Source organism: Microbacterium sp. GXS0129, assembly GCF_044769785.1.
Taxonomy (GTDB): Bacteria; Actinomycetota; Actinomycetes; order Actinomycetales; family Microbacteriaceae; genus Microbacterium; species Microbacterium nymphoidis.
The window spans coordinates 294589-319090 of the sequence record NZ_JBIZVZ010000001.1; the positions used below are offsets into that span (position 1 = coordinate 294589).

General features: G+C 70.1%; 24 protein-coding genes and 1 riboswitch. Of the genes, 18 read left to right on the forward strand and 6 right to left on the reverse strand.

Annotation, left to right across the window (positions count from 1 at the left end; all coding sequences use genetic code 11):
• Window positions 1-124: 124 nt before the first annotated feature.
• From ACIQJ5_RS01305 to ACIQJ5_RS01315, 3 genes are read left to right on the forward strand one after another with little or no spacing between them, the layout of a single operon-like run.
• A complete protein-coding gene (locus ACIQJ5_RS01305) occupies window positions 125-877 on the forward strand; it encodes a glycosyltransferase family 2 protein (RefSeq protein WP_231090832.1) in 753 nt (250 codons plus the stop codon).
• Entirely contained in the window at window positions 874-1920 is a 1047-nt protein-coding gene (locus tag ACIQJ5_RS01310; protein ID WP_231090831.1) for a lysylphosphatidylglycerol synthase transmembrane domain-containing protein, read from the forward strand. The genes ACIQJ5_RS01305 and ACIQJ5_RS01310 overlap by 4 nt, the downstream gene beginning before the upstream one ends.
• Window positions 1921-1955: 35 nt before the next feature.
• Entirely contained in the window at window positions 1956-3260 is a 1305-nt protein-coding gene (locus ACIQJ5_RS01315; protein WP_402840083.1) for a nitrate/nitrite transporter, read from the forward strand.
• A gap of 74 nt (window positions 3261-3334) precedes the next feature.
• Here the strand turns inward: ACIQJ5_RS01315 and ACIQJ5_RS01320 are convergent, their stop codons facing one another.
• On the reverse strand, window positions 3335-4525 hold the full coding sequence (locus tag ACIQJ5_RS01320; RefSeq protein ID WP_402840086.1) for a Fic family protein: 1191 nt from the start codon (window positions 4523-4525) through the stop codon (window positions 3335-3337).
• A gap of 166 nt (window positions 4526-4691) precedes the next feature.
• Window positions 4692-4800: riboswitch (TPP riboswitch) on the forward strand.
• Here ACIQJ5_RS01320 and ACIQJ5_RS01325 point away from each other — a divergent pair.
• The 10 genes from ACIQJ5_RS01325 to lepB all read left to right on the forward strand — a co-directional run bounded on the left by ACIQJ5_RS01325 (window position 4795) and on the right by lepB (window position 14735).
• A complete protein-coding gene (locus ACIQJ5_RS01325; protein WP_402840089.1) occupies window positions 4795-5421 on the forward strand; it encodes an ECF transporter S component in 627 nt (208 codons plus the stop codon). It overlaps the preceding riboswitch by 6 nt.
• 10 nt (window positions 5422-5431) lie before the next feature.
• Window positions 5432-6874, forward strand: coding sequence for an ABC transporter ATP-binding protein (locus ACIQJ5_RS01330; protein WP_231090827.1), 1443 nt, complete (start codon window positions 5432-5434; stop codon window positions 6872-6874).
• Window positions 6871-7674, forward strand: coding sequence for an energy-coupling factor transporter transmembrane component T family protein (locus tag ACIQJ5_RS01335; protein ID WP_402840092.1), 804 nt, complete (start codon window positions 6871-6873; stop codon window positions 7672-7674). The genes ACIQJ5_RS01330 and ACIQJ5_RS01335 overlap by 4 nt, the downstream gene beginning before the upstream one ends.
• A 24-nt stretch (window positions 7675-7698) precedes the next feature.
• Window positions 7699-9312: an adenosylhomocysteinase gene (locus ACIQJ5_RS01340; RefSeq protein WP_402840095.1), complete on the forward strand. Its 1614-nt coding sequence runs from the start codon at window positions 7699-7701 to the stop codon at window positions 9310-9312.
• The gene (locus ACIQJ5_RS01345) at window positions 9305-10615 is read left to right on the forward strand and encodes an amidohydrolase family protein (protein ID WP_402840098.1); all 1311 of its coding nucleotides are present in this window, start codon (window positions 9305-9307) and stop codon (window positions 10613-10615) included. The genes ACIQJ5_RS01340 and ACIQJ5_RS01345 overlap by 8 nt, the downstream gene beginning before the upstream one ends.
• The gene (locus tag ACIQJ5_RS01350; protein WP_402840100.1) at window positions 10612-11076 is read left to right on the forward strand and encodes a cupin domain-containing protein; all 465 of its coding nucleotides are present in this window, start codon (window positions 10612-10614) and stop codon (window positions 11074-11076) included. The genes ACIQJ5_RS01345 and ACIQJ5_RS01350 overlap by 4 nt, the downstream gene beginning before the upstream one ends.
• Window positions 11077-11385: 309 nt before the next feature.
• Window positions 11386-12261, forward strand: a complete 876-nt coding sequence (locus ACIQJ5_RS01355; RefSeq protein WP_231090822.1) for a transporter substrate-binding domain-containing protein — start codon at window positions 11386-11388, stop codon at window positions 12259-12261.
• Between the two features lie 56 nt (window positions 12262-12317).
• Window positions 12318-13178, forward strand: a complete 861-nt coding sequence (locus tag ACIQJ5_RS01360) for an amino acid ABC transporter permease (protein WP_231090821.1) — start codon at window positions 12318-12320, stop codon at window positions 13176-13178.
• A complete protein-coding gene (locus tag ACIQJ5_RS01365) occupies window positions 13175-13909 on the forward strand; it encodes an amino acid ABC transporter ATP-binding protein (RefSeq protein WP_231090820.1) in 735 nt (244 codons plus the stop codon). The genes ACIQJ5_RS01360 and ACIQJ5_RS01365 overlap by 4 nt, the downstream gene beginning before the upstream one ends.
• A 106-nt stretch (window positions 13910-14015) precedes the next feature.
• Window positions 14016-14735 carry a signal peptidase I gene (gene lepB / locus ACIQJ5_RS01370; protein WP_231090819.1) on the forward strand — a complete coding sequence of 240 codons (720 nt, stop codon included), beginning with the start codon at window positions 14016-14018 and terminating at the stop codon, window positions 14733-14735.
• Window positions 14736-14762: 27 nt separating this feature from the next.
• On the opposite strand, the gene ACIQJ5_RS01375 is transcribed toward lepB, so the two are convergent.
• Window positions 14763-15527 (reverse strand): helix-turn-helix domain-containing protein, encoded by a 765-nt coding sequence (locus tag ACIQJ5_RS01375; protein WP_402840105.1) that lies wholly within the window; start codon window positions 15525-15527, stop codon window positions 14763-14765.
• A gap of 112 nt (window positions 15528-15639) precedes the next feature.
• Between ACIQJ5_RS01375 and ACIQJ5_RS01380 the strand changes: the two genes are divergently transcribed.
• A complete protein-coding gene (locus ACIQJ5_RS01380) occupies window positions 15640-16434 on the forward strand; it encodes a class I SAM-dependent methyltransferase (RefSeq protein ID WP_231090817.1) in 795 nt (264 codons plus the stop codon).
• A 25-nt stretch (window positions 16435-16459) separates the two neighbouring features.
• Here the strand turns inward: ACIQJ5_RS01380 and ACIQJ5_RS01385 are convergent, their stop codons facing one another.
• The gene (locus ACIQJ5_RS01385) at window positions 16460-17185 is read right to left on the reverse strand and encodes a phosphotransferase (RefSeq protein ID WP_402840110.1); all 726 of its coding nucleotides are present in this window, start codon (window positions 17183-17185) and stop codon (window positions 16460-16462) included.
• Between the two features lie 75 nt (window positions 17186-17260).
• On the opposite strand from ACIQJ5_RS01385, the gene ACIQJ5_RS01390 reads away from it, so the two are divergent.
• Window positions 17261-18076: a ribokinase gene (locus ACIQJ5_RS01390; RefSeq protein WP_231090815.1), complete on the forward strand. Its 816-nt coding sequence runs from the start codon at window positions 17261-17263 to the stop codon at window positions 18074-18076.
• Between the two features lie 45 nt (window positions 18077-18121).
• On the opposite strand, the gene ACIQJ5_RS01395 is transcribed toward ACIQJ5_RS01390, so the two are convergent.
• Entirely contained in the window at window positions 18122-18508 is a 387-nt protein-coding gene (locus tag ACIQJ5_RS01395) for a DUF488 domain-containing protein (RefSeq protein ID WP_231090814.1), read from the reverse strand.
• 171 nt (window positions 18509-18679) lie between these two features.
• On the opposite strand from ACIQJ5_RS01395, the gene ACIQJ5_RS01400 reads away from it, so the two are divergent.
• The 3 genes from ACIQJ5_RS01400 (at window position 18680) to ACIQJ5_RS01410 (ending at window position 21155) form a co-directional block, all read left to right on the forward strand.
• A complete protein-coding gene (locus ACIQJ5_RS01400) occupies window positions 18680-19441 on the forward strand; it encodes an SDR family NAD(P)-dependent oxidoreductase (RefSeq protein WP_402840114.1) in 762 nt (253 codons plus the stop codon).
• A 13-nt stretch (window positions 19442-19454) separates the two neighbouring features.
• The gene (locus ACIQJ5_RS01405) at window positions 19455-20249 is read left to right on the forward strand and encodes an enoyl-CoA hydratase/isomerase family protein (protein WP_402840116.1); all 795 of its coding nucleotides are present in this window, start codon (window positions 19455-19457) and stop codon (window positions 20247-20249) included.
• Window positions 20250-20315: 66 nt separating this feature from the next.
• Entirely contained in the window at window positions 20316-21155 is an 840-nt protein-coding gene (locus tag ACIQJ5_RS01410) for an NAD(P)-dependent oxidoreductase (protein WP_231090811.1), read from the forward strand.
• A 41-nt stretch (window positions 21156-21196) separates the two neighbouring features.
• Here the strand turns inward: ACIQJ5_RS01410 and ACIQJ5_RS01415 are convergent, their stop codons facing one another.
• Together ACIQJ5_RS01415 and ACIQJ5_RS01420 are read right to left on the reverse strand one after the other, a co-directional pair.
• Window positions 21197-22831, reverse strand: coding sequence for an ABC transporter ATP-binding protein (locus ACIQJ5_RS01415; protein ID WP_402840120.1), 1635 nt, complete (start codon window positions 22829-22831; stop codon window positions 21197-21199).
• Window positions 22828-24501 (reverse strand): ABC transporter ATP-binding protein/permease, encoded by a 1674-nt coding sequence (locus tag ACIQJ5_RS01420; RefSeq protein ID WP_402840123.1) that lies wholly within the window; start codon window positions 24499-24501, stop codon window positions 22828-22830. Before ACIQJ5_RS01420 ends, ACIQJ5_RS01415 begins: the two co-directional genes overlap by 4 nt.
• Window position 24502: the final 1 nt, after the last annotated feature.

Below are 24502 nucleotides of genomic sequence, written 5' to 3' on the forward strand. Positions count from 1 at the left end.
TACCGTGACGTTGCCGAGTGGCAGCCGGTGGAGCGGAGTCCACCCTGAGAGGTCCCCTGAGCTCCACCCCGAATCGCCCCTGAGCGATACTGCAATTCGTCGTGCGCCCGGCTTGAATGGCGGGATGACTGCGACAGAGACGTCCCGGCCGCCCAGCATCTCGGTCGTGATCCCGGTCTACAACGAGGCGCCGATCATCGCGCGATGCCTCACGGCCCTCCTATTGCAGACGGATCTGCCGGACGAGATCATCGTCGTCGACAACGCCAGCACTGACGACACCGCCCGCATTGCGAGTCGCTTCGCCCGGGTGCGGGTGTTGCGGGAAGAGCGACAGGGCATCACGTATGCCCGGCAGACGGGCTTCGACGCCGCACGGTGCGATGTCATCGCCCGCATCGATGCGGACACCCTGGTGCGCTCGGACTGGATCGAGCAGATCCGCGCGGACTTCTGCTCACCGCGCGTGGATGCGCAGGGTGGTGGTGCCGCCATCGCCGAGCTGTCGCCGGGGCGCCGCTTCTGGTTCTCGTGGTGGTACCGCGGGTTCCGCTTCTGGCATCAGCGCAGCATCGGCGTGCAGCCGATGCTCTACGGTTTCAACAGTGCGCTGCGGCGCGAGGCGTGGCTGGCCGCGCGCCGGCTGGTGAGTATGGGGGATGACCGGGTGAGTGAGGACGTGGACGTGACGATCGCCCTCCTGCGCACCGGGCACGTCCTGCGGTTCTCCCCGAACATGATGGTGAAGGCGCGGTTGTTCCGCTCCATCGACCGCGAGAAGCTCGCGCGCTACTACGCCACCGACAGCATGACCCTCGCGCGCCATCGGTTCGGCAACCGCAAGAGGTGGGCGCGGGTGGAAGAGCCCATGTCGTGACTCGGCGGTGGTACCGATCGCCCCGGTTCTGGGTCAGCGCGATCACCGCGGCGCTGGTGGTCGCGATCGTCATCGGTGCCTGGCCGACGGTGGTGGCGGCGTTTCACAGCCTGCCGCTGGTGAATCCGTGGGTGATGGCGTTGCTGATCCCGGTACAGCTGGCGAGCTTCGCCGTCACGGGGGAGGCGCTCTTCTCCTACCTGCGCGCTCGCGGTGAGCTGCGGGGACTGCATCCGCTGGCGGCGATGCGGATGTCGCTGGAGTTCAACTTCGCCAACCACATGCTGCCGTCGGGCGGTGCCGCGGGCATCACCTACACGAGCTGGAAACTCGCGACCCTCGGCGTCGCGCCCGCGAAGGGCACGCTTGCTCAGCTCGCCCGGTTCGGTGTCACGTTCGTGTCGTTCACCATCGTGCTCGTGGTCTGCTCGGCCTGGCTGATCGCGAGCGGGCGGGGCACACCGCTGCTGCTCTGGGTGGCCGCCGGCGTCGGAGCGCTGGCCCTGGTGGTGACGGTGGGCGGGGTGCTGCTGCTGCGTCGTCGTCGACCGGTGCATCGCTTCGCCGGGCGGCTCGCTGCGGTGGTGAATGCGATCGGCAGGCGGGTGGGGCGCCCACAGCTGGTGGCACCGATCGTGCTGGTGCGATTCTTCGACGGACTGCACCGTGAGCTTCGCGCGGTGATGGAGCAGCCGCGCGCGCTGCTGGCTCCTTTCCTGTGGACATTCCTCGTGCACGCGTGTGATGCGGGGCTGTTCTGGGTGGGACTCGCGTCGTTCGGGCTCTGGCCCGATCCGGCGCTCGTGTTCGTGGCCTACGGCATGGCCACGGTGGTGAGTATGGTGGTGGCCACGCCCAACGGCATCGGCGGCTACGAGGTGGTCATGATCGGTCTGCTGGTGTCGGGGGGGCTTCCGGGCGCCACGGTGGTGGCGGCGATCACCCTGACGCGTGCGATCCTGCTCCTCGGCACGATCGTGTTCGGATGGGCGTTCTACCAGCACAGCGTCACGAGGTCGCGGATCGATACCCCTGTGGTCTGACCACAGGAGTATCCTGGAGGAATGCGGGTGCGATCATGACCGAGACAACCGGGGCCTCCGGGCGGATCTGGGCCATCTGGATTACCGGTGTCGCCGCGTATGTGCTCTCGGTCGCGAATCGCACATCCCTGGGCGCGGTCGGGGTCGATGCGGCGCACCACTTCGGGGCTGACGCATCCACGCTGGCGATGTTCGCCGTCCTCCAGCTCGCCGTCTACGGCCTCGCGCAGATCCCGGTGGGCCTCATGCTCGACCGGTGGGGTGCTCGGCCGATCATCACGGCCGGCATGATCCTCATGGCCGCAGGCCAGCTCGTGATGGCGCTCGCACCGAACGTCGGCATCGCGATCCTCGCGCGGATGCTGCTGGGCGCCGGTGACGCCGCCGTCTTCCCGAGCGTGCTCCGCGTCGTCGCCACGTGGTTCCCGGCTCAGCGTGCTCCGCTGCTCGTCCAGCTCACCGGCATCGTGGGTCAGGCGGGGCAGCTGCTCGCCCTCGTGCCGCTCGCGGCGCTGCTGCACGCGACGACGTGGTCCATCGCGTTCGGGTCGCTGGCCGGGCTCGGTGTGCTGTTCGCGATCCTCGTGTTCGCCGTGATCAGAAACCGTCCGCCGGAGCGTCAGGAGGACGTCTCGGTCAACACCGACACCGGCGCGATCCGCGTGGTGCGCTCCTCGATCGACCTGCGCCAGAGCGTCGCGGACGCGTGGGCACACCCCGGTACGCGCCTCGGATTCTGGTCGCACTTCACCACCCCCTTCGCCGGAACCGCGTTCATCATGCTGTGGGGCGTTCCCTTCCTCACCGAGGGGGAGGGGCTGAGCACGTCGGCCGCCTCCGTCGTGACCAACCTGTACGTGGTCTTCGGCATGGCGGTGGGGCCGCTCCTCGGTGCGCTCTCCAGCCGTCATCCGCTGCGCCGCTCCCACATGTTGGTGCTGCCGACCGTGGGTCTGCAGCTGCTGATGTGGGTGGTCGTGCTGGTGTGGCCCGGTCCCGCACCACTGTGGCTGCTCATCCTGCTGGCGCTCGCGCTGGCCACCGGCGGGCCGGCGTCGATGATCGCGTTCGATCACGCGCGGACGTACAACCCGGAGCATCGGCTCTCGACCGCCACCGGCATCGTCAACGGCGGCGGGTTCCTCGCCGGTCTGCTGGCGATCTTGTTCATCGGGCTGGCGATGGACCTGCAGGGCGCGGGCGATCCGTCGCACTACAGCCTGGACGCGTTCCGCGTCGCCATGCTGACCCAGGTTCCGCTCTGGCTGCTGGGCGCCGCAATGATCCTCCGCGAACGCCGCCTCGTGCGGCGGATGATCGGGCTCTCGCGCCCCCGCTGACACGCTCTGCATGTGTTCTCTCCCACACTCCGCAGTCGGCCGCGAACGAGCGAGGAAATCTCTTACAACATGCGTCACCGGGCCTTTTCGCGGCGTCCCGCTCGCGCAGCGAATCGGTCGATCGCGGTGAGCACTTCTTCGCTGCGCCAGAACGGCCCGAGCTTGTGTTCAGCCTTGGACTTCAGGATGCCGGCATCGACGAGCGCCTGAAGTGGGGGATAGACGTTCGGCTGCTTCACGTCCAGGGCCTCTGCCGCGGCGGCGGAGTTGAGAACGGGTTGTCGTGCGATGACATCCAGCAACCTCCACGCGTTGCTCGAACGTCGCGCCGTTAGGCGTGAGTCCCACGACTTCCTGATGTCATCGACTTCTGCGACCAGAAGCCGCGCGTTCGCGACGGCACGACCAGCCGCGGACGCGAACGACATCACGATAGGCGCAGGATCACCTGCCCGGTAAGCGGTGAGCGCATCGTGATAGCCCTCGACGTTGGCGAGGAGGCCTGCCGATACGGGCACCGCCACGTTTCGCGTGACGCCGCGATTTCGCAGCAGTGCCTGGGCCAGAGCGCGGCCGGTTCGTCCGTTGCCGTCGGTAAACGGGTGGATGGTCTCGAACTGAGCGTGCGTGATCGCCGTCGAGACCAGAGCGGGAACGTCTCGGCGGCCCGCGAATGCGACGAGGTCGTCGATGAGGGCCGGGATTCTCTCGTGCACAGGCGCGACGAAGTCCGCGCCGATGGGGGAGTCGCTGTGAGTCCCGATCCACACGGCCTCGGTTCGCCACTGGCCGGGAGTATGCCGCGGCTGCTCGGCCATGAGCACGCGATGGAGCTCTCGGATCATGTCCGGGCTCAGATTCTCGGCAAGTGAGATGGCAGCGGACATGGCGCGCGTGTTGGCAGCGATGAGTTCAGCGTTGCGACTTCCCCGGGCGCCGAGTTCGGCGCTGAAAATCGCGCGGGCGCTCGCCGTGAGGTTCTCGATCTGCGACGATGACGCTGCCTCGGAGCGCAGCAGAACGGGAGCGAATGCCGCGACCCGATGACCGAGCTCGGCGTCGAAGCGCGTGAGTTCAGCCGTGGCGTTCTCCGCCGCCGCAACGACGGCGGGGTCGAGTGCTGGCATCAGGCCGGCGATTGGCGCCGGAATTGCCGCCCGATAGCGGTGTGGTACGACGCTGATGCTGTCTGAAATGGGGACCGCGGGGTGCCAGTCGACCGTCTCGTACCGAATGGCCGGCCACTCATTGCGGTCGTTACTCATAATCACCTCCTCGCTCTTTATGAGTAACTCGGTTACTCATAAAAAGCCTACCGTCATTTATGCCCAGCGTGGCAGGGCTGTGATTAGCACAAACCGGCACTAGGCGCGGAGGTCATCACGATCGAGTCGGGCAGCCGGACCGCTGCGCTCGCGGATCGCTATACTCGGGGGACACCACGGGAGTCCTCGTCGAGGGCTGAGAGGAAGCGATCGCGCTTCGACCGTCGAACCTGATCCGGGTCATGCCGGCGAAGGAAGGGAATATTTTCGTGCATTCATCCACGTCTCCACAGCTGCACGCGGCGGCCCGCCGCATCGACACCCGCTGGCGGGTGGTCGACATCGTCGTGGCGAGCGTCATCGCGGTGGCCTGCGCCGCCCTGTTCCTGATCTGGAACGTCGCCTACGAGGGCCCGTCGGCGCTTCTCAAGCCGCTGCTTCCCGGCGTGCAGGGCCTGCTTGCCGGACCCTGGCTGCTGGCCGGTGTGCTGGCCGGATTCATCGTCCGAAAGCCCGGCGCCGCGATCTACGCCGAGCTGGTGGCCGCGTCGATCTCCGCGCTCCTCGGCTCGCAGTGGACGGGGCTCACCATCGTCTCCGGCGCGGTGCAGGGTCTGGGTGCCGAGCTCATCTTCCTGCTGTTCCTGTACCGCGTGTGGAACCTGCCGGTGGCTGTCCTCGCGGGTGCCGCTGCCGGTCTGGCCTGCGGCATCAACGACCGCATCCTCTGGTACTCGGGAGCGGATGCGCTGTTCACGACCGTCTACATCATCAGCACGACCATCTCCGGCGCGGTGATCGCGGGTGTCGGCAGCTGGCTGATCACGAAGGCGCTGGCGAAGACGGGCGCGCTGTCGCGCTTCGCCTCGGGTCGTCACGCCACCGCGCGCGTCTGAACCGGCCGCGATGACGGCGGTGGCGCTGGAGGCGCGGGACTGGGGGTGGCGATACGCCACACGCCGGGCCTGGGCGGTGGCGGACGTGACCTTCCGGGTCGAGCCCGGGGAGCGCGTGCTGCTGCTGGGCGCCTCGGGATCCGGGAAGTCGACCGTTCTGCACGCCTTCGGGGGCGTGCTCGGCGGCGACGATGAGGGGGAAGCCCGTGGTGAGCTCCTCGTCGACGGATCCCCGGCCACCGCCGTCCGCGGGCGAGTCGGACTGGTGCTACAAGATCCGGACACCCAGGCCGTGCTGTCGCGGGTGGGCGATGACGTCGCCTTCGGTCCGGAGAACCTGGGCGTTCCTGCGCAGGAGATCCCCGCGCGGGTGCGGCGGGCACTGGACGAGGTTGGACTCGACGTCGCCCTGGACCGATCCACGTCCGCGCTCTCCGGCGGCCAGAAGCAGCGTCTCGCGCTGGCCGGTGTGCTGGCGATGCAGCCGGGCGCTCTCATCCTGGACGAACCCACCGCGAACCTCGACCCGGAGGGCGTGGCCGAGGTGCAGGGCGCCGTCCGCCGCGCGCTGGAATCGACCGGTGCCACCCTGCTGGTGGTGGAGCACCGCATCGAGGCCTGGCTGCCCGTGATCGACCGGATCATCGTGCTGGGCGAGGGCGGTGTGATCGCTGACGGTCCGGTGGAACGGGTGCTGGGAGATCGCGGTGCCGAACTCGCCGCCGCGGGGGTCTGGGTGCCGGAGCATCCGCCCCAGCGCCCCGCCGCTGCGGCGACCGCTCCCGGAGCCACCCTGTTGCGGGGTACCGAGCTCGCCGTCGCGCGGGTGGCCGGCCACCCCGTTGCCGGTCCGCTGAACGTCGATGTGCGAGCCGGTGAGGCGCTCGGCATCGTGGGACGAAACGGAGCAGGGAAGTCGACGCTGGCGCTCACCGTGGCCGGTCTCATCGCGCCGGCCGCCGGGGTCGTTGCCGCCGCCCCGGAGCTGGCCGCGGGGCTGCGCGCCGATCCGTACCGCTGGCGCTCGCGTGATCTCCTGACGCGGATCGGGATGGTCTTTCAGGAACCCGAGCACCAGCTGCTGTCCACCACCGTGCGGGGCGAACTGGAGGTGGGGCTGCGCGCGCTGAAGAGATCGGAGGCGGAGGTGCGAGCCCGCACCGATGAGCTGCTCGCGCGCCTGCGGCTGGATCGTCTCGCCGACGCCAATCCCTACACGCTGTCGGGAGGCGAGCAGCGGCGGCTGACCGTGGCGGCCGTGCTCGCCACCGGTCCCCGGGTGATCGCGCTGGATGAGCCCACCTTCGGTCAGGATGCGGTGACCTGGGCGGAGCTTGTTGCCCTGATGGCCGAGTTGCGCGATGAAGGCCGCGCCATCGTGGCCGTGACGCACGACACCGAGGTGCTCGCCGCGCTGCATGCCCGCACCGTCCGGGTGGGGGAGGCCGCGTGACGCTCGCGATCCCGGTGGGCACCACCACTCGTCAGCGGGGCGGTCCCATCGCGCCGCGCTCACCCCTGGCCAAGCTCGGGGCCTCGCTGCTGCTCGCCCTGCCGCTGGTCCTCACGCTCGACGTCGTCTCGGCATCGGTCGCTCTCGTGCTCGGACTCGGTTTCGTGTTCGCGTCGGGTCTGCGCCCGAAGGAGTTCTTCTTCCGGACCATCCCCGTCTGGGTCGGCGCCCCCGCGGCCGCGATCGGCATCGGTCTGTACGGACGCACGTCCGGGGCCGTGCTGTTCGAGTGGGGTGCGATCCGCGTCAGCGAAGGCTCGCTGGAGCTGGCGCTCGCCACCACGATCCGGCTGTTCGCCATTGGGCTGCCCTCGATCGCGCTGTTCGCCTCGATCGATCCGACCGACCTCGCAGACGCGCTCTCGCAGCGCCTGCGTCTGCCCAGCCGGTTCGTTCTCGGGGCACTCGCCGGCATGCGCCTGCTGGGACTGCTGACCGACGACGTGCGCTCCCTCGGGCTGGCCCGCCGCGCACGCGGTGTCGCCGACCAGGGGCGCGTCCGCCGCGTGCTGGGCATGGCGTTCGCCCTGTTCGTGCTCGCGATCCGCCGCGGCACCAAGCTCGCGACCGCCATGGAAGCGCGCGGCTTCGGCTCCTCGAACGCGCGCAGCTGGTCGCGCCCGTCGCCCTTCGACGGTCGGGACGCGGCCCTCATGGCGGCCGCAGCGGTGGTCTCGGCCGTCGCACTGTCGGCATCCATCGTCACCGGATCGTTCAGCTTCGTCCTCGCTCCGGCGTGAGCCCCGCGTCGGTACGCTGGAGGGGTGCACGAGGCGCCCGAACGAATCGTCCGCCGATTCGCTGCGGCGGGAAACCTCGTCGTCTCCGGACAGCCCACCGCCGTGGTGCCGGATGACGACAGGACCGCGGCGCTGCGAGACCTGCTGCGCCGCCTCGGCGCCGTGATCTGCGGGCTCGGCGACGCGGCCTACGTCTACGCGGACGGTGACACCGGTGTCCGCCTCCGGGGCGACGAGCTCGTCGACGGTGCGGTGGTCATCGAGTGCGGCGACGAGCCCGCGTTCGAGGCCGGAGGGCAGGCGCAGAGCGAGCCCACTCGCGATCCGTTCCGTGCGTTCCGTGAGGCCGGGCGGCTGGTCCGCGTGCTGCCGGCGAGGGCGGTGCGGACGCCGGTCGCCGACATCTCCGACGCGGATGCCCGCCTGCAATGGGCGCACGACTTCATGAGCGCGTGTGCGGTGCAGACCCAGCGGCTCGGCGGGATGCTCACGGGCACGACCTTCGGCATCAGCATGGTGCTGGAGCCCAAGACCGCGAACCTCGCCCTCTTCTTGCGCGAAGCCGGTGCGCGCGTGGTGCTCTACGCGCACGCGGACGAGACGGATCCGGCCATCGCCGAAGCGCTGCGGCGCCGCGGCTTCACCGTTCACGCCTCCACCCACGAATCGCGCCAGCTGGCCAATGCCCGCGCCTTCCTCGCGGAGGGCCTGGATTTCCTGCTGGACGACGGTGCCCACCTCATCCGGCTGGCGCTGCTGGACGGCGTGCCCCTCCGTGGCGCAGCGGAGGAGACCACGAGCGGCCTTCGTCCGCTGCGGGCGATGGGTGACGCGTTGACCGTTCCCGTCGTGGCGGTCAACGATGCGCGCATGAAGACACGCTTCGACAACCGCTACGGCACCGGTCAGTCCTGCGTCTTCGCGATCGCCGATCTGCTGGACGGGATCGGCCGCGGTTTCGGCGGTTCCCCGGTCACGGTGATCGGCTACGGCCCGGTCGGCGAGGGAGTCGCGCAGCACGTGCGCGCGCTGGGAGGCGATGTCACCGTCGTGGAGACCGACCCGGTGCGCGAGCTCGAGGCGCGCTCTGCCGGCTACGTGACCGGTCCGGCCGCATCGGCGCTTGCACGCGGCGGCGTCGTCATCTCCGCCACCGGCATGGCCCGCACCGTCCCGGTGGACCTGCTGCGCGCGGCACCCTCCGATACCGTGTTCGCGGTGGCCGGCGGGGTCATCGATGAGATCGACCTGTCGTCGGCGCTCAGCGCCGGAGCCCGCTGGGAACCCGAGCTCGCCCCGAAGGTGGAGCGTCTGCGGCTGGACGCTTCGCACGCCGTCGTCGTGCTCGACCGTGGCGGCTGCATCAACATCACGGCAGCCGAGGGCAACCCCGTGCAGATCATGGACTACTCCTTCGCCGCGCAGCTCGCCGCCGCGCGGCTGCTCGCCGAGGGGGCGTTCCCGCTGCCTGGCGTGTTTCCCCTCCCTCCGTCCGAGGACGAGGCCATCGCCGCCGGGCTGCTGGATCGTCCCGTCCCCGCCCCATCGTCGTCCGTGCCCACCGCCGTCGACTGGCTCCCGGCGCGCTTCCCCGACGCCCGTCCCACCCCGGCCCCAACCCGAGAGAGCGATGACTGACGTCAGCGACATCACCCTGTACTCCGCCCGTCTCGTGGTGCCCATGACGGCACCCGCGATGAGGGACGGCGCCGTCGCGGTGCGACACGGACGCATCCTCCATGTCGGCGAACGGGCCTGGGTGCGGGACATGCTCGCCGACCGGGGCGAGCGCTTCGAGGAGATCCGCATCGAGGGTGCGCTCCTGCCCGGCCTCGTCAACGCGCACTCCCACCTGCAGTACTCCGGCATGGCCGAGGTCGGTCAGGGGCGCTATGCCGGCTTCGACGACTGGGCCGACGCGTTCGACGCGGTGTATGAGCGCCCACACGACTGGCACGCCGATGCCGTGGCCGGTGCACAGCAGATGATTCGCGCCGGCATCACCTCAGTGGCGGACATCGTGACGGATGCCGAGGCGCTGCCCGTGCTCGGCGAGACGGGCCTCGGCGGCATCACCTACTGGGAGGTGATGAGCTGGACCAACGAGGACTGGGCGGCCCGCGGCCGCGAGCTGATCATCGCCGAGCTCGACCGGATCCCGCCCGTGCCGGGCGCAGGTCTGTCGCCGCACGCCCCCTACTCGCTGGACACCGAACCGCTGCTGGAGATCCCCGACATCGTTCGCGCCCGCGGGCTGCGCACGCACCTGCACCTCGGGGAGAGCGCGTTCGAGGGGGAGCGCCCCGGCACCGCCCCCGGGGATCCGTGGCGTTTCGCCAAGCTGGAGAGCTTCCAGTCGCTGCGTGCCGCCGGCTTCGGTGCCAGCGCCACGGAGTTCGTCGATCAGCTCGGCGTCCTCGGCCCCGACTGTCACGTGGCGCACGGGGTGTACATGACAGCTGCGGACCGCGCGCTGCTGCGCGCCCGCGGGACGTCGGTGGCGCTGTGCCCGCGCTCCAACGACGTCATCGGTCTGGATGCGCCCCCCGTGGCGGCCTATCTGCGGGAGGGGAGTGCCGTCGCGGTGGGCACCGACTCGCTCTCGTCGAGTCCGTCGCTGGATCTGATGGCCGATGTGTCGGCTCTCGTGCGCATCGCCCGCGCACAGGGATACGCCGACCGCGATCTGCACGAGCGGCTGCTGTCGGCCGCCACCCTCGGCGGCGCTCACGCGATGGGCATCGACGTCGGGCCGGATCGCACCGGCTACCTCGCCGTGGGCGCTCGCGCGGACCTCGCCTGTTTCCGGCTCGACGACGTGGATCTCGGCCAGGAGGCGGGAGTCGCCGATGGGCTGGCCGCGCTCGCGGAGGACGGGGCCGGGCGCGCGATCCGCACCGTGATCGCCGGCGAGACGTCGGCCGCGAAGGAGGACGAATGACTGAGAACGAAGCCCGGATGGCCCGGCGCACACCCGACGGTGAGCTCATCGAGTGGGTTGCCGTACCGCAGCGCGCGGCCGAGCTCGAGCTGGAGCCGCATCCGGAGGGCGGGTGGTACCGGCGCACCTGGACGGCGCCGGTGGAGGTCGCCGCGCACGGCGGCGTGCGCCCCGCGGCCACGATGATCCTCTTCCTGCTTCCCGTGGGCGAGGCGTCCGCCTGGCACGTGGTGACCAGCGACGAGATCTGGCTGTGGCACGGTCCGGGCACCGTTCGCGTGCAGTTCGGCGGCGAAGGCGAAAACCCCGAGGACGGTGCGACCCACGTTCTCGACGCCGGCAATCCCCAGGTGCTGGTTCCCGCGGGGACGTGGCAGCGCACGATCCCGGCGGACGAGGAGGCGCTGGTGTCGTGCATGGTGTCGCCCGGCTTCAGCTTCGCCGACTTCACCCTCGCCTGAGCCTGAGCCTGAGCCTGAGCCTGAGCCTGAGCCGGTGCCGGTGCCGGTGCCGGTGCCGGTGCCGGTGCCGGTGCCGGTGCCGGTGCCCCATCGCCGTGCCGGGTCGCAGGGTTTTCCATCTTTCGCCCGGGGAGCTGCGCGTCGTCAGGTACCGGTTCCGCAACAGTGCGTCACCTTGTTCGGCGTCGCGGCACCTCGCCGCCTACCCTGGAACCAACCCGAGCACACGCGTGCGTCCGTGATCGTGCTCATGCGCCGCCGCGAAAACGAGTCCGCTCCCGAGCGCACTCCCGAATCCTGAGGTCCGCCATGCCTTCCATCCTCCGCTCCGTCCGTCACGGGCTGGTCGTCGCCGGTGTCGCTGCCGGCCTGCTCGCCCTCTCCGCCTGCTCCGCCGGATCCACGGCCGACGCAGAGCCCACCGCCGAGGGCACCCCGATCGCGGGTGCCGAGTCGTCGCTGCCCACGGTTGCCGAGGGCACGCTCACGATCGCCACCGGTGAGCCCGCATACGAGCCGTGGGTGAAGAACGACGACCCCGCATCGTGCGAGGGCTTCGAGGCCGCCGTCGCGTGCGCCGTCGCCGAGCAGCTCGGCTTCACCGCCGACGACATCACCTGGGTGCGCACCACCTTCGATGCGGCGATCACGCCCGGCGAGAAGGACTGGGACCTCAACATCCAGCAGTACTCCATCAGCGAGGACCGTGCGAAGGCCGTCGACTTCTCGTCGCCGTACTACACCACCTCCCAGGTGGTCGTGGCGAAGGACGACGCCACCGCGAAGACCCTCGGCTCGATCGACGCCCTGAAGAAGGCCTCGGTCGGCGTGATGGTCGGCACCACCAGCTACACCACGCTCGTGGACGCGACCGGGGTGGAGCCGCAGGTGTTCAACACCAACGCAGACCTCGTCGCGGCCCTGCAGTCCGGCCAGATCGATGCCATTGTCACCGACCTGCCCACCGCGTTCTACGTCACGGGTGCACAGGTGGAGGGCTCGGCCATCGTGGGTCAGTTCGCCGACACCACCGGTGGCGACGAGCTCGCCTTCGTGCTGCCCAAGGACTCCAAGCTCACCGCCGACGTGACGGCCGCGGTCGACGCTCTGCGCGACTCCGGCAAGCTCGAGGAGATCACCACCAAGTGGCTCTCCACCGAGGCCGCGGTTCCGGTCCTCAAGTAAGGACGCGTGTCTCACCGCGTACGCTGCGCTGAGACCATGCGGACAGGAGTCCTCCCATGACAGCTGGTGGCCCGCCCACCGAGATCAGCGAGATCGAACGGGAACGCCGTGCCTTCCGGGCGCGGCGTTCCCGCCGTTCCGTTCTGCTGAGCCTCGCCTCCACGCTGATCTTCGCGATCGTGATCTGGCTGATCCTCGTGAACACGCCCGGCTGGTCCAGCGTGCAGCAGACATTCTTCGATGTCGGCTACGGCATCGAGGTGTTCCCGAAGATCCTGCAGGGCCTCTGGCTGAACATCCGCGTGCTGTTCTTCGCCACCATCGGCGTCGCGATCTTCGCCACCCTGCTGGCCGTGGTGCGCAGCCTCCGCGGCCCGGTGTTCTTCCCGCTGCGCGCCGCCGCCACGATCTACGTGGACCTGTTCCGCGGGATCCCCGTGCTCATCGTGCTGTATCTCGTGGGCTTCGGCATCCCGACGCTGAAGATCTTCCCGAAGGTCGACATGGCCGTATGGGGCACGATCGCGCTCATCATCACCTACTCGGCCTACGTGTCCGAGGTGCTGCGTGCGGGGATGGAGGCCGTACACCCCTCGCAGCGCACGGCCGCGCGATCCCTCGGCCTCACCCATGCGCAGACCCTCCGGATGGTGGTCATGCCGCAGGGCGTGCGCAAGGTCACGCCCGCACTGATGAACGACTTCATCTCGCTGCAGAAGGACGTCGGCCTCATCTCCGTGCTGGGCGCCGTGGATGCGGTGCGCGCGGCGCAGATCCAGAACGCCCTCACCTACAACTACACGCCCTACGTGGTGGCGGGGCTCCTCTTCGTCCTCATCAGCTTCCCCATGATCCGTCTCACCGACTGGTACTCGGCGCGGGCTCAGAAGCGCGAACAGCAGGGGGGTCTGGTGTGACCGAGCTGGTTCTCGACATCCGTGGTGTGAGGAAGAACTTCGGCGACAATCCGGTGCTGCGCGGCATCGACCTCGCCGTGCACCGGCACGAGGTCATCGTGCTGATCGGTGCGTCCGGCTCCGGGAAATCGACGCTGCTGAAGACCATCAACCTCATCGAGCAGATCGATGACGGTCAGATCTTCCTGGAGGGGCACGACATCACCGATCCGCGGGTCAACGCGGACCTCGTGCGCGCCCGGATCGGGGTGGTGTTCCAGCACTTCAACCTCTTCCCGCATATGAGCGTGCTCGACAATGTCACCCTCGCCGCGCGCAAGGTGTTCAAGATGCCACGGGCGCAGGCCGAGGCGCGGGGCCGTGAACTGCTGCAGCGCATGGGCCTCGGCGACAAGGCCGGCTCCTACCCCGACCGTCTCTCCGGCGGACAGCAGCAGCGCGTCGCCATCGCCCGGGCCGTGATGACGGATCCGCAGGTTCTGCTGCTCGATGAGATCACGAGCGCTCTCGACCCGCAGCTGGTGGGCGAGGTGCTGGATGTGGTGCGCGAACTCAAGGACGCGGGGGCCACCATTCTGATGGCCACTCATGAGATGGCTTTCGCCCGCAGTGCGGCGGATCAGGTCGTCTTCCTCAAGGACGGTGTCCTCATCGAGCAGGGCCCGCCCGAGCAGATCTTCGACGCTCCCGAGCGTCCCGAGACGGCGGAGTTCCTCTCCCGCGTGCTCTGAGCTGGCAGCGCCTCCACGGCGTGCCCCTCGCATAACCTTCTCGGAAGGTGCATGATGCATCTACCCGATCCGTGCTGAAGGGCGCGTTCGGGCGAAGGGAATGCGCGTGAGTGCGGTCGATGAGGACCTGCCGGCGGCGTCGAGGTCACGCCGGTTCTGGCGTTTCGTGCGCGACGTCATGGTCATCACCCTGGTGCTGTTGCTGCTGGCATGGGTGTCGAAGGTCTTCTTCATCCGGGTGTTCTCGATCCCGTCCGCCTCCATGTCGGCCACGCTCCAGATCGGTGACCGGGTGATGGTCAACCAGCTGCAAGCCGGGGAGGGGAGCTTCTCCCGCGGCGATGTGGTGGTCTTCCGCGATAGCCAGGACTGGGTCCCCGACGTCCCCGCGGCGCCGAAGAATCCGGTTGAATCTGTGCTTGAGACGCTCAGGATCGTCGATGCACCGGAAGAGCAGTACGTGATCAAGCGGGTGGTCGGGCTCCCCGGGGACCACGTCGTGTGCTGCGACGCGCAGTTGCGGGTGTCGGTGAACGGGGTGCCGATCACCGAGCCCTACCTCCGAGATCCGCAGCTGGGCTCGTCCTTCGGGCTGCCGTTCGACGTGGTGGTCCCGGAGGGGGCGGTGTGGGTGATGGGCGACAACCGGCAGAACTCGTCGGATTCACGCCGCCATCAGGGCCAGCCGGGACGGGGGTTCGTGCCGATCTCCGACGTGGTCGGCACCGCCATCGCCGTCACCTGGCCGATCCGTGACTGGCGCACCCTGGGCGAGACCCAGGCATTCGGCGAGGTGCCGTCCACGACGCCGGTGGCCACGAAGTGACGTCGGTGGGGCGGAGATCGCGTCGTGTCAGGCCGCCGGGAGCCAGAGAGTCATCCGCAGGCCGTCCTCCGGCAGGTGAAGCACCTCGTACCGGCGGGCCTGCAGCTTGCCGTCGCTGCGCACGTGCGTGGTGGATGCCCGCCGCCGCTCGACGAGGTGCTCGCCCCACCACAGCGCGAACTGATCGCTGGCCTCGCTGAGTTCCGCGACGAAGTCCGCCAGCGCGGGTGAACGCAGGTCATCGGCGTTGGCGGCGCGGAGTTGCGCGACGGCACCGCGAGCGAGGTCCTCCCACTCGGCGAACACCAGACGTGCGCGCGGATCGAGCAGCAGATACCGGCACGTGTTGCGCTCTGTGGGGGCGGCATCGGCGAAGCCGTCGAAGAGCTGCAGCCCTTCCGGGTTCGCCGCCACCATGGTGCTCAGCCGGTCCAGTACGTATGCGGGGTTGGGGCGCACGGCGGCGACGAGAGCCGCCAGACGCGGCCCGAGTGCGTCGGTGGCGGCGGGTTCGGCCTCGATCGTGGGCCGGGGTTCCCGCAGGCGTGCGACGTGCGAGCGTGCATCGGGCGTGAGGCTCAGTACGCGGGCGAGAGCATCCAGCACCGCGTCGCTGGGGTGGTGTTCGCGACCTTGCTCCAGCCGCGTGTAATAGTCAGCGCTGATTCCGGCGGCGCTGGCCACCTCTTCGCGCCGGAGCCCGGTGATCCGCCGGCGGGCGTCCGTCGTCACCGGGCTGAGAGCGGGGTCGGTTCGCCGCGCACGAAGGAAGTCGCCCAGCTCACGGGACACAGCGCCTCCTCCTTTCCCGCCACGGGGGTGCGGTACTCCTAGGAAGAATACGGTCTTCCTGGCGCCCGGCTGCGCGGGCAGGCTGGGAGCAACGCACGAGGGAAGGATCATCATGGCCGCCTACACGCACGGACACGCCGAATCGGTGCTGCGCTCGCATCGCTGGCGCACGGCGGAGAACTCCGCGGCCTACCTCATGCCCCATCTCGATGCCGGGGCGCATCTGCTGGACGTGGGCGCGGGGCCCGGCACCATCACCGCCGATCTCGCGCAGCGCGTCGCCCACGTGACGGCCACCGAGATCGGTGAGGCGGAGCTCGACCTCACGCGCGCCACCATCACCGATCGCGGCATCGGCAACGTCGACTTCCGCGTCGCCGATGTGCACCGCCTTCCCTTCGACGACGACACCTTCGACGTGACGCATGCGCACCAGGTCCTGCAGCACGTGGCCGATCCGGTGCAGGCGCTGCGCGAGATGGCGCGGGTGACGCGCCCGGGAGGGATCATCGCCGTCCGTGACAGCGACTACAGCGCGTTCACCTGGTGGCCGGCGTCTCCCCAGCTCGAGGAGTGGTTGCGGCTCTACCTGGATGCGGCGAGGGCCAACGGTGGCGAACCCGATGCCGGGCGTCGGCTGCTCGGCTGGGCCCACGCGGCTGGTCTCGACCAGGTCGCGGCTGGCTCCAGCACCTGGTGCTTCGCCGATGAAGCGGATCGGTCGTGGTGGGGTGGGATGTGGGCGGACCGCATCGTCGATTCCGGAATTGCACGTCAGCTCGTCGACTCCGGCGCGGCGACGCCCGGCGATCTGCGCGAGATCCGCGAGGCCTGGCTGCGCTGGGCCGCGCATCCCGACGGCTGGTTCTCGATCCTGCACGGTGAGATCCTCTGCCGGGTTCCCTGATCCGCGGCGACGGGGTCCCCTGCGGCTACGTGGCGTTCCAGAGATCGCGGTAGTAGGCGAGGCGTTCGCGGTCGGGCGCGACGCGATATGCCTCGATGAGAATATCTTCGAATCCGGGGCCGTAGTTCCACTCCGTGGACATCGACGCGACCGCGATATCGGCCCAGCGATCCGCCGTGCCGAGCGCGCCGAGGTCGACGTGGGCCAGGGGTGATCCGTTCTCGTCGAGCAGCGTGTTGGGGACGCACGCGTCGCCGTGGCAGACGACGAGGAAGTCCACGGCTGGCGCGGAATGCAGCCGCTCGGGGACCGCGATCCCGCGATCCGCGGCGCCGGCGATGCGCGACGGCACCGACCAGTCGAACGGGCAGCCGGCTACCGGCAGCGCATCGTGCAGGAGCCGGAGCCCCCGGCCCACGGCCCGTACCGCGGTGTCGGGTCGCGCGATCCAGTGCGGATCGACGGCGCTGCGACCCGGGATCGCGCGGGTCACCAGCCACTCGCTGCCGTCTTCCTCACCGTGCTCGATGACCTCGGGGACGCGTGTGTAGCGACCGGCCCACACCAGCCGCTCCGCTTCCTCGGCACGGGAGGACTCGGGATCGATCGGACCGTACTTGATGTATCGTCCGTCATCGGTCGCGAACGTGGCCGTGTCCAGGCTGTTCAGCCACACGGGAGTCAGCGTGGCTCCCGCAGCCAGACGAAGCACCTTCTCGGGAACCGGAAGATCGGCGGCGGGAATGCTCATGCGTCCATCCTCACCGATCGGATTCCGGTAGCGTCGAATGCGGCCATCGTGGGCCGCAGAGATGAGGGAGCACCCGTGAGCAGCGTTTTCGTCATCGGCTCGACCAACGTCGACACCGTGCTGACCGTCCACCGCCACCCGGAGGTGGGGGAGACCCTGACCGCCACCGGCGTCTCGGTGCGCCCGGGCGGCAAGGGGGCCAATCAGGCGGCCGCGTGTGCTCTGGCCGGGGGCAGCACCGTGTTCGTCACGCGCGTGGGCGATGACCCGCTGGCGGACCGCTACCGCCGTCACCTGGTGGCCCGTGGCGTCGACGACTCGCAGCTCGGCGTCGTCCCCGGTCCCACCGGGCAGGCGAGCATCGTGGTGGACGACCGGGGCGAGAACACGATCATCGTGGTCCCCGGAGCGAACGCGGCGCTGGATGTGTCTGCGGTGACGGCCCTCGAGGACGTGGTGCAGGCCGGGGACATCGTCTCGCTGCAGCTGGAGGTGCCCGTCGACGTCGTGCGCGCCGCCCTCGAGCTCGCGCGCCGTCGCGGGGCCGTCGGCATGCTGAACCCGTCGCCGTGGCGCGAGGACATCGCCGACCTGATCGATCTCGCCGACATCGTGGTCGTGAACGAGGCGGAGGCCGCGCAGCTCGGCCTCGACGACGACCGCGTGGTCCGCACCCTCGGCGCCGACGGCGCCCGCTGGGGAGACGTGCGGGTCTCCGCTCCGAAGATCGAGGCCGTCGACACCACGGGAGCTGGTGACGCGTTCACCGGAACCCTCGCCGCCTCCCTGGCGCAGGGGCTCGATCGCGCAGCCGCGCTGAGTGCAGCCGTCACCGCCGCGAGCGAAGCCTGCCTGGAGCCCGGTGCCCAGCGATGGGCACCCGGCGTCTGAGATGGCGCTTCGCGTCGGCCCCGGGCACGGGCCGGTGCCTTCGGGTCAGGCGTCCGTGTTCTCCACCGGCACTCCGAGGCGCTCCCCGAGCTCCATCGCGAGCACACCCGCGTGATTGTGCATGGAGTCGCGCGCGCCGTACACGATGGTCACCGTCGGGTGCGGCCGCAGCTCCTGGACGAGCGCGGTGAGGCTCGCCGCCGTCGGACCCGCCAGCTCCGCCCGGTACGGGTCGACGAAATCGCCCCAGTGCTCGTCGTCGGCGGCGTGCCAGGCCTTGCGCAGCTCCGGCGAGGGGGCGACGTCCTTCGCCCACAGATCGACGGCGGCGCGCTCCTTCGTGAGCCCGCGCGGCCAGAGCCGATCGACGAGCACGCGATAGCCGTCGTCGGCGCTCGGCCTGTCGTACACCCGCTTGAGCCGGATCTCCATGATCCTCACGCTACCCCTGGACGGCAGCCGACGGGCATCAGGAGAATGAGAGCGGCACACGGGGGTGACGTGGCACTCAGTCCCGCGTAGGCTGACACACGATGTCAAGCGGGCCGGTTGCGGACCGCGTGAGCGGCGGGGTGCTGAGGACCTCGGTTCGAAGGAGAACACATGGATATCAGTGGGGCCGGAGCTCTGGTCACCGGTGGGGCGAGCGGGCTGGGCAATGCCACCGCGAAGCGACTCGCGGCGGCGGGCGCACACGTCACGATCATCGACCTGCCGTCTTCGCGCGGCGCGGAGGCCGCAGCTGAGATCGGCGGGACGTTCGTCGCAGCGGATGTGACCGACGCGGCGCAGGTCGCGGATGCGGTGGCCGAGGCGAATGCGGCGGCACCGTTGCGCGTGGTCGTCAACTGCGCGGGGATCGCGCCGCCCGCCAAGGTTCTGGACCGGGAGGGCAACCCCTCGCCGCTCGACGCCTTCGCGAAGATCATCCAGATCAACCTGATCGGCACGTACAACGTGATCGCGCAGGCCTCGGCCGTCATCGCGAAGACCGAGCCCACCGAGGGCGGCGATCGCGGCGTCATCGTGAACACCGCCTCCGTGGCCGCTTTCGACGGCCAGATCGGTCAGCCGGCCTACTCCGCATCGAAGGGCGGCGTGCACGCCATGACGCTGCCGATCGCACGCGAGCTCGCCCGCTACGGCATCCGCGTGTGCACCATCGCGCCCGGCATCATGGAGACCCCGATGCTGGCCGGTCTGCCGGAGGCGGCGCAGGCCTCACTGGGTGAGCAGGTCCCCTACCCGCAGCGCCTCGGCCGGCCCGACGAGTATGCGCGACTGGTCATGTCGATCGTGGACAACGGGTACCTCAACGGCGAGACGATCCGCCTGGACGGCGCGATCCGCATGGCACCGAAGTGATCGGCGAACAGAGATGAGCGACAACATGACAGACGACGTGCTCCTGGTCAGTGTCGAGGACGGCCTCGCGCGGATCACCCTCAACCGGCCCACGCGCCTCAACGCGTTCGATGAGGCGCTGGCCCGCCGCTGGGAGGCGGTGACGGCGGAGGTCGTGGCGCGTGACGACGTGCTCGCGATCCTGCTCGACGCCAACGGGCCCGCCTTCTGCGCGGGTGGCGACGTCGCGGCGATGGCCACCGGCAGCGGGTTCGGTGCCGGCGGGATCGAGGCCCTCGCACACGTGATCAACGCGGGGATCCGCAGCCTCACCGAGTCGTCGATCCCCGTGGTGGTGGCGGCACACGGCACCACGGCTGGCGGCGGGCTCGGCATCCTGCTCACGGGCGACTACGTGGTCGCGGGCGAGGGATCCAGGATCGGCAGCATCTACGCGAACATGGGTCTCACCCCTGACCTGTCGGTGACCGAGGCGCTGTCACGTGCCATCGGAGAGCGCCGCGCGCTGCAGCTGGTGCTCACCGATCGCCTCCTTACATCGGCGCACGCCCTCGACTGGGGTCTCGTCGCCGAGGTCGTCGCGGACGCCGAGGTGAAGGCGCGCGCCGAGGAGATCGCGCGCGGCTGGATCTCCGGCGCGGCGCGGGCGTACGGACAGGCGAAGCGGCTCATCCGCTCCCGCCCCACGCGCACCGCCGTCGAGCAGCTCGCCGAAGAGGCGCGCACCATCGGGGAGGCCTACGGCACCGACGAGGCGCAGGCGCGCATTCAGGCGTTCGCGGCCAAGTCCGCCGCCAAGACGAAGTAAGCACGCTGCCCGCCGGGCCCGGCGGGCAGCCGGTCGCGGCGCCGATGCCGTATCGAAGGGAACCTCATGACCGAACGCAATCTCGCGGGAAAGACCATTCTGATGTCCGGCGGCAGCCGCGGCATCGGCCTCGCGATCGCGCTGAAGGCCGCGGCCGACGGCGCCAACGTGGCGCTGCTGGCGAAGACCGACACCCCGCACCCCAAGCTCGAGGGCACGATCCACACCGCAGCCGAGCAGATCCGCGCCGCCGGCGGGCGGGTGCTCCCCATCGTCGGTGACGTGCGCAACGACGATGACGTGACGGAAGCCGTGCTCAAGGCGCAGGGCGAGTTCGGTGGCATCGACATCGTGGTCAACAACGCCAGCGTCATCGACCTGTCCCGCTCGCTGGATCTGGCTGCGAAGAAGTACGACCTGATGCAGGACGTCAACGTGCGCGGAACCTTCATGCTCAGCCGCGCCGCCGTGCCGATCCTCCGCGAAGCCGGCAACCCGCACATCCTGTCGCTGTCGCCGCCGCTGAACATCACGCCCCGATGGCTGGGCGCCCACACCGGCTACACGCTGGCGAAGTTCGGCATGACGATGGCGACGCTCGGCATCGCCGCCGAGTTCGCGGCCGACGGCATCGCCGCCAACACGCTGTGGCCGCGCACGACCATCGCTACCGCCGCGGTGCAGAACCTGCTGGGTGGGGACCAGGTGATGGCAGCATCGCGTACTCCCGCCATCTACGCCGACGCCGCGTACGCCGTGCTCACCCGCGATGCCCGGGAGAACACGGGCAACACGTACATCGTGGAGGACGTGCTGGAGGAGGAGGGCGTTACGGACTTCTCCGGCTACGCCGCCGTTCCCGGCACCCCTGACGACCGGCTCTTCCCCGACATCTTCCTCGGCTGAGTGTCGGTGAGGCGCTGATCCCCGCGGCGGGGATCAGCGCCTCACCCGTTCCCGGATCCGAGGGTGATCGTCCGGTGGGCGCACGCGATGGTGGCGGGGCGATGGGCGATCAGCAGGATCGCTCGATGGCCCGCCCGCCCGAGGAAGTCCATGATGGCGGCGTCGGCGCCCGCATCGAGGGACGCGGTGGGCTCGTCGAGGATCAGCACGCGAGGATCGCGGAGCAGCGCGCGGGCGATGGCGACGCGTGCCCGCTGACCTCCCGAGAGCCCGGCACCGTGCTCACCGACGACGGTGTCGATGCCGTGCGGCAGACCCACACCGGGATCCAGCAGACCTGCCCCCGCGGCCGCCGCGCGTATGGCGCTCTCCGGTGCGCCGGGAGAACCCAGCGTCAGATTGGAACGGATCGTCCCGCGCAGCAGCGGTGAGGACTGCGGCACTGCCGCCACGAGACGACGCAACTGCGGATCCGGCAGCGCGCGCAGGTCGATGCCGTCCACGCGAATGCTGCCGGAGTCGGGGTCCCACAGCCGCAGCGCGAGCCGGGCCGCGGTGGTCTTTCCGGCACCCGACGGCCCGACCAGAGCGACGATCTCCCCCGGGCGGACGTGCGCCCGGAAGCCGCGCAGAGTCGGGGACTGGTCCCCGTAGCCGAAGTCCACGTCGTCGAAGACGAGCCCTCTCTCGTCGGTGAGTGTTCGCGGTGCGGGATCCGCCGTCACGCGCACCGCGGGCGGCTGCTCCAGGACATCAGCGATGCGCTCGGCGGACGCCCGCAGGGTGCCCGCACTTCGCAGCAGATCGGCGATCTGGACAGCGGGACCGAGACCGGCGACAGCGACGGCGAGCGCGAGGGGGATGTTCTCGGGGGTGATTCGCGAACGATCCAGCGCGACAACCAGCATGGTGCCGAGTGCGGCGAGCGCCATCAGCGCATCCGTGATCGCCCGTTCGCCGCCGAGCCGGGACGCCTCGCGGGACTGCAGCCGAGCGAGGCAGTGTGTGTCGCGGGCGAGGCGGTCCAGCTGTCGATCCAGAGCCGCGGAACCGACCAGCTCACGCATTCCTCGTACCGTGTCGAGAGTCTCGGAGCGCAGATCAGCGGCTCCGCGGGCGAGGCTCTCGCCGTCGCGTCGAGCCCGCGCCGCTGTCGCCGCGTGCACGATGACCAGAGCGACCAGCAGCGGGACCCACACCGCCAGGAGCACGGGGGTGATGGAGACCGACACCGCCCCGCTGATGAGGAGCACGAGCGCCGCGCTCAGCGTCTGCGCCGCCGTGTGGGCGTAGAGCCACTCCAGGGTCTCGATGTCCGCCACGACCGCGGTGGCGAGGTCTCCGCTTCGTCGTGCGCCGGTGCGTGACGGGAGAGACGTGCGCAGCGCGTCGAACACGCGTCCTCGGAGGGTGGCGAGCAACCGGTAGGCGAGATCGTGGGATACCCACGACTCCCGCCAGGTGGCGAGCGCCACGATGAGTGCCGCGAGGCTGAGCACGGCGGTGGCAGCGGCGAGCGCGAGCTCCCCACCGGTCATGGCCCGCCCGACCACACCGGCCAGGCCGAGGGAGATCCCGAGCAGCGCCGCATGGTTGACGACGCTCAGCAGGACGGTTTCGGCGAACAGGCGGCGCCGGGTGGCGATCAGTGGCAGCAGGGTCAGAATCGTCCTCATCTGCTGCTCCCGCCGGCGAACGCGTCGGCCGCCGGGGCCCCGGTTCCCTCCGCGATGACACGGCCCGCGGCGAGTGAGACCCACCGGGTCGCGTGCGTACAGGCGGATTCGCGATGAGCGATGAGGATCAGCGTGCGTCCCGTGGTGTCCGCCGCGACCGCGTCGACCACGGCACGTTCGGTGTCCGCATCGAGCGCGGATGTCACCTCGTCGAGCACCAGGATCGGCGCCGCGGCGACCAGGGCGCGCGCGATGGCCAGTCGCTGGCGCTGGCCGCCGGAGAGCTGGTCGCCGTTCTCCGAGAGCACGGTGTCGTAGCCGTGCGGAAGGGCACGGACCACGTCGTGGATCTGCGCTGTCCGCGCGGCGTGCTCCACGTCCGCGTCGCTGGCGCCGGGACGGTACAGACGCAGGTTCTCCCGCACCGTCCAGGCGAACAGGACGGGATCCTGCGGGACCACCACGACGCTGCGGCTCCGCGCCGCTCGCGTGTAGTCCGCCACGTCCACACCATCGATGAGCACGCGGCCGTGCTGGGGCACCACGTCGCCCTCCACGAGCCGGGCGAGCGTGCTCTTGCCTGAGCCCGAGGCACCGACGATGGCGACGGTCTCGCCGGGCGACACCCGCAGCGTGACGTCGGATACGCCGGCGCCCGTGCCGGGATGGGAGAAGGACACGGTGCGGAACTCGATCCACCCTGCTTGCGCGGGGCTGTCATGACCTCCTGCGGGGGCCGGGCGGAGGGTGAGGAGGCGATCGAGGCCGTCAACCGCGCTCAAGCCGAGATAACCGGCGTGCCAGGCCGCGCCGAGCTCCTGTACCGGGCGGAAGCACTCGCGGGCCAGGAGCAGAACGGCGACGGCGGATGCCGGGGCTGCGTCACCGGTGATGATGCCGGCGAGCACTGCGGCGATGGCGAGCACCGTGCCCAACTGCATGGACAGTGCGCTGAGCGCGCTCTCCACCAGCGACACCCTCAGCTGGCGCATGGTCGCATCCCGCAGGTCCTCCGCGTCGCGAGCGAACTCCCGGGCGAACCGGTCGGTGGCCCCGAAGGTACGCAGCAGGGGGATGTTCTGCAGCGCTTCGACGTACCCCGATGACAACCGCGCCAGCCGATCCCACCGGGTCCGGCCGACTCGCAGCAGCCGGGCGTCCCACACCCGGGGCGCCAGCACTGACACCGCTGCCGCCAGGGCGAGGACCGCCCCGGCCGGGGGCGACTGCGCCCACACGACGGCGACCACGCCCGCCGGCACGATCATGACCACGATGAGCTGAGGCAGGTAGCGCGTGTAGTAGGGGTCCAGCCCCTCCACGCCGTCGAGCACCGTGGTCGCCAGCACTGCGGAGTCTCGCTCGGCCGCCGGCACGTCCGCCAGCCGGCGCAGGAGGCGGCGACGAAGGCGTACGCGAACCGAGGCGCCGACTCGGGCCGCCAGCACCTCACGTCCCCAGACCGCCACGGCACGGATGGCGGTGATGGCAGCCAGCGCTGCGAGCGGTGGCCACGGCTCACCGTCGTCGCGGATCAGAGCGGCGACGGCGACCGCGAGCACGAACGCGAAGGCGATGTGCAGCGCGCTGACGAACAGCCCGAACGCGGCGAGCCCGAGCACGGCAGCGGGGACCGCGCCCGCCAGTTCGAGCAGTCGACGGTGGATCATC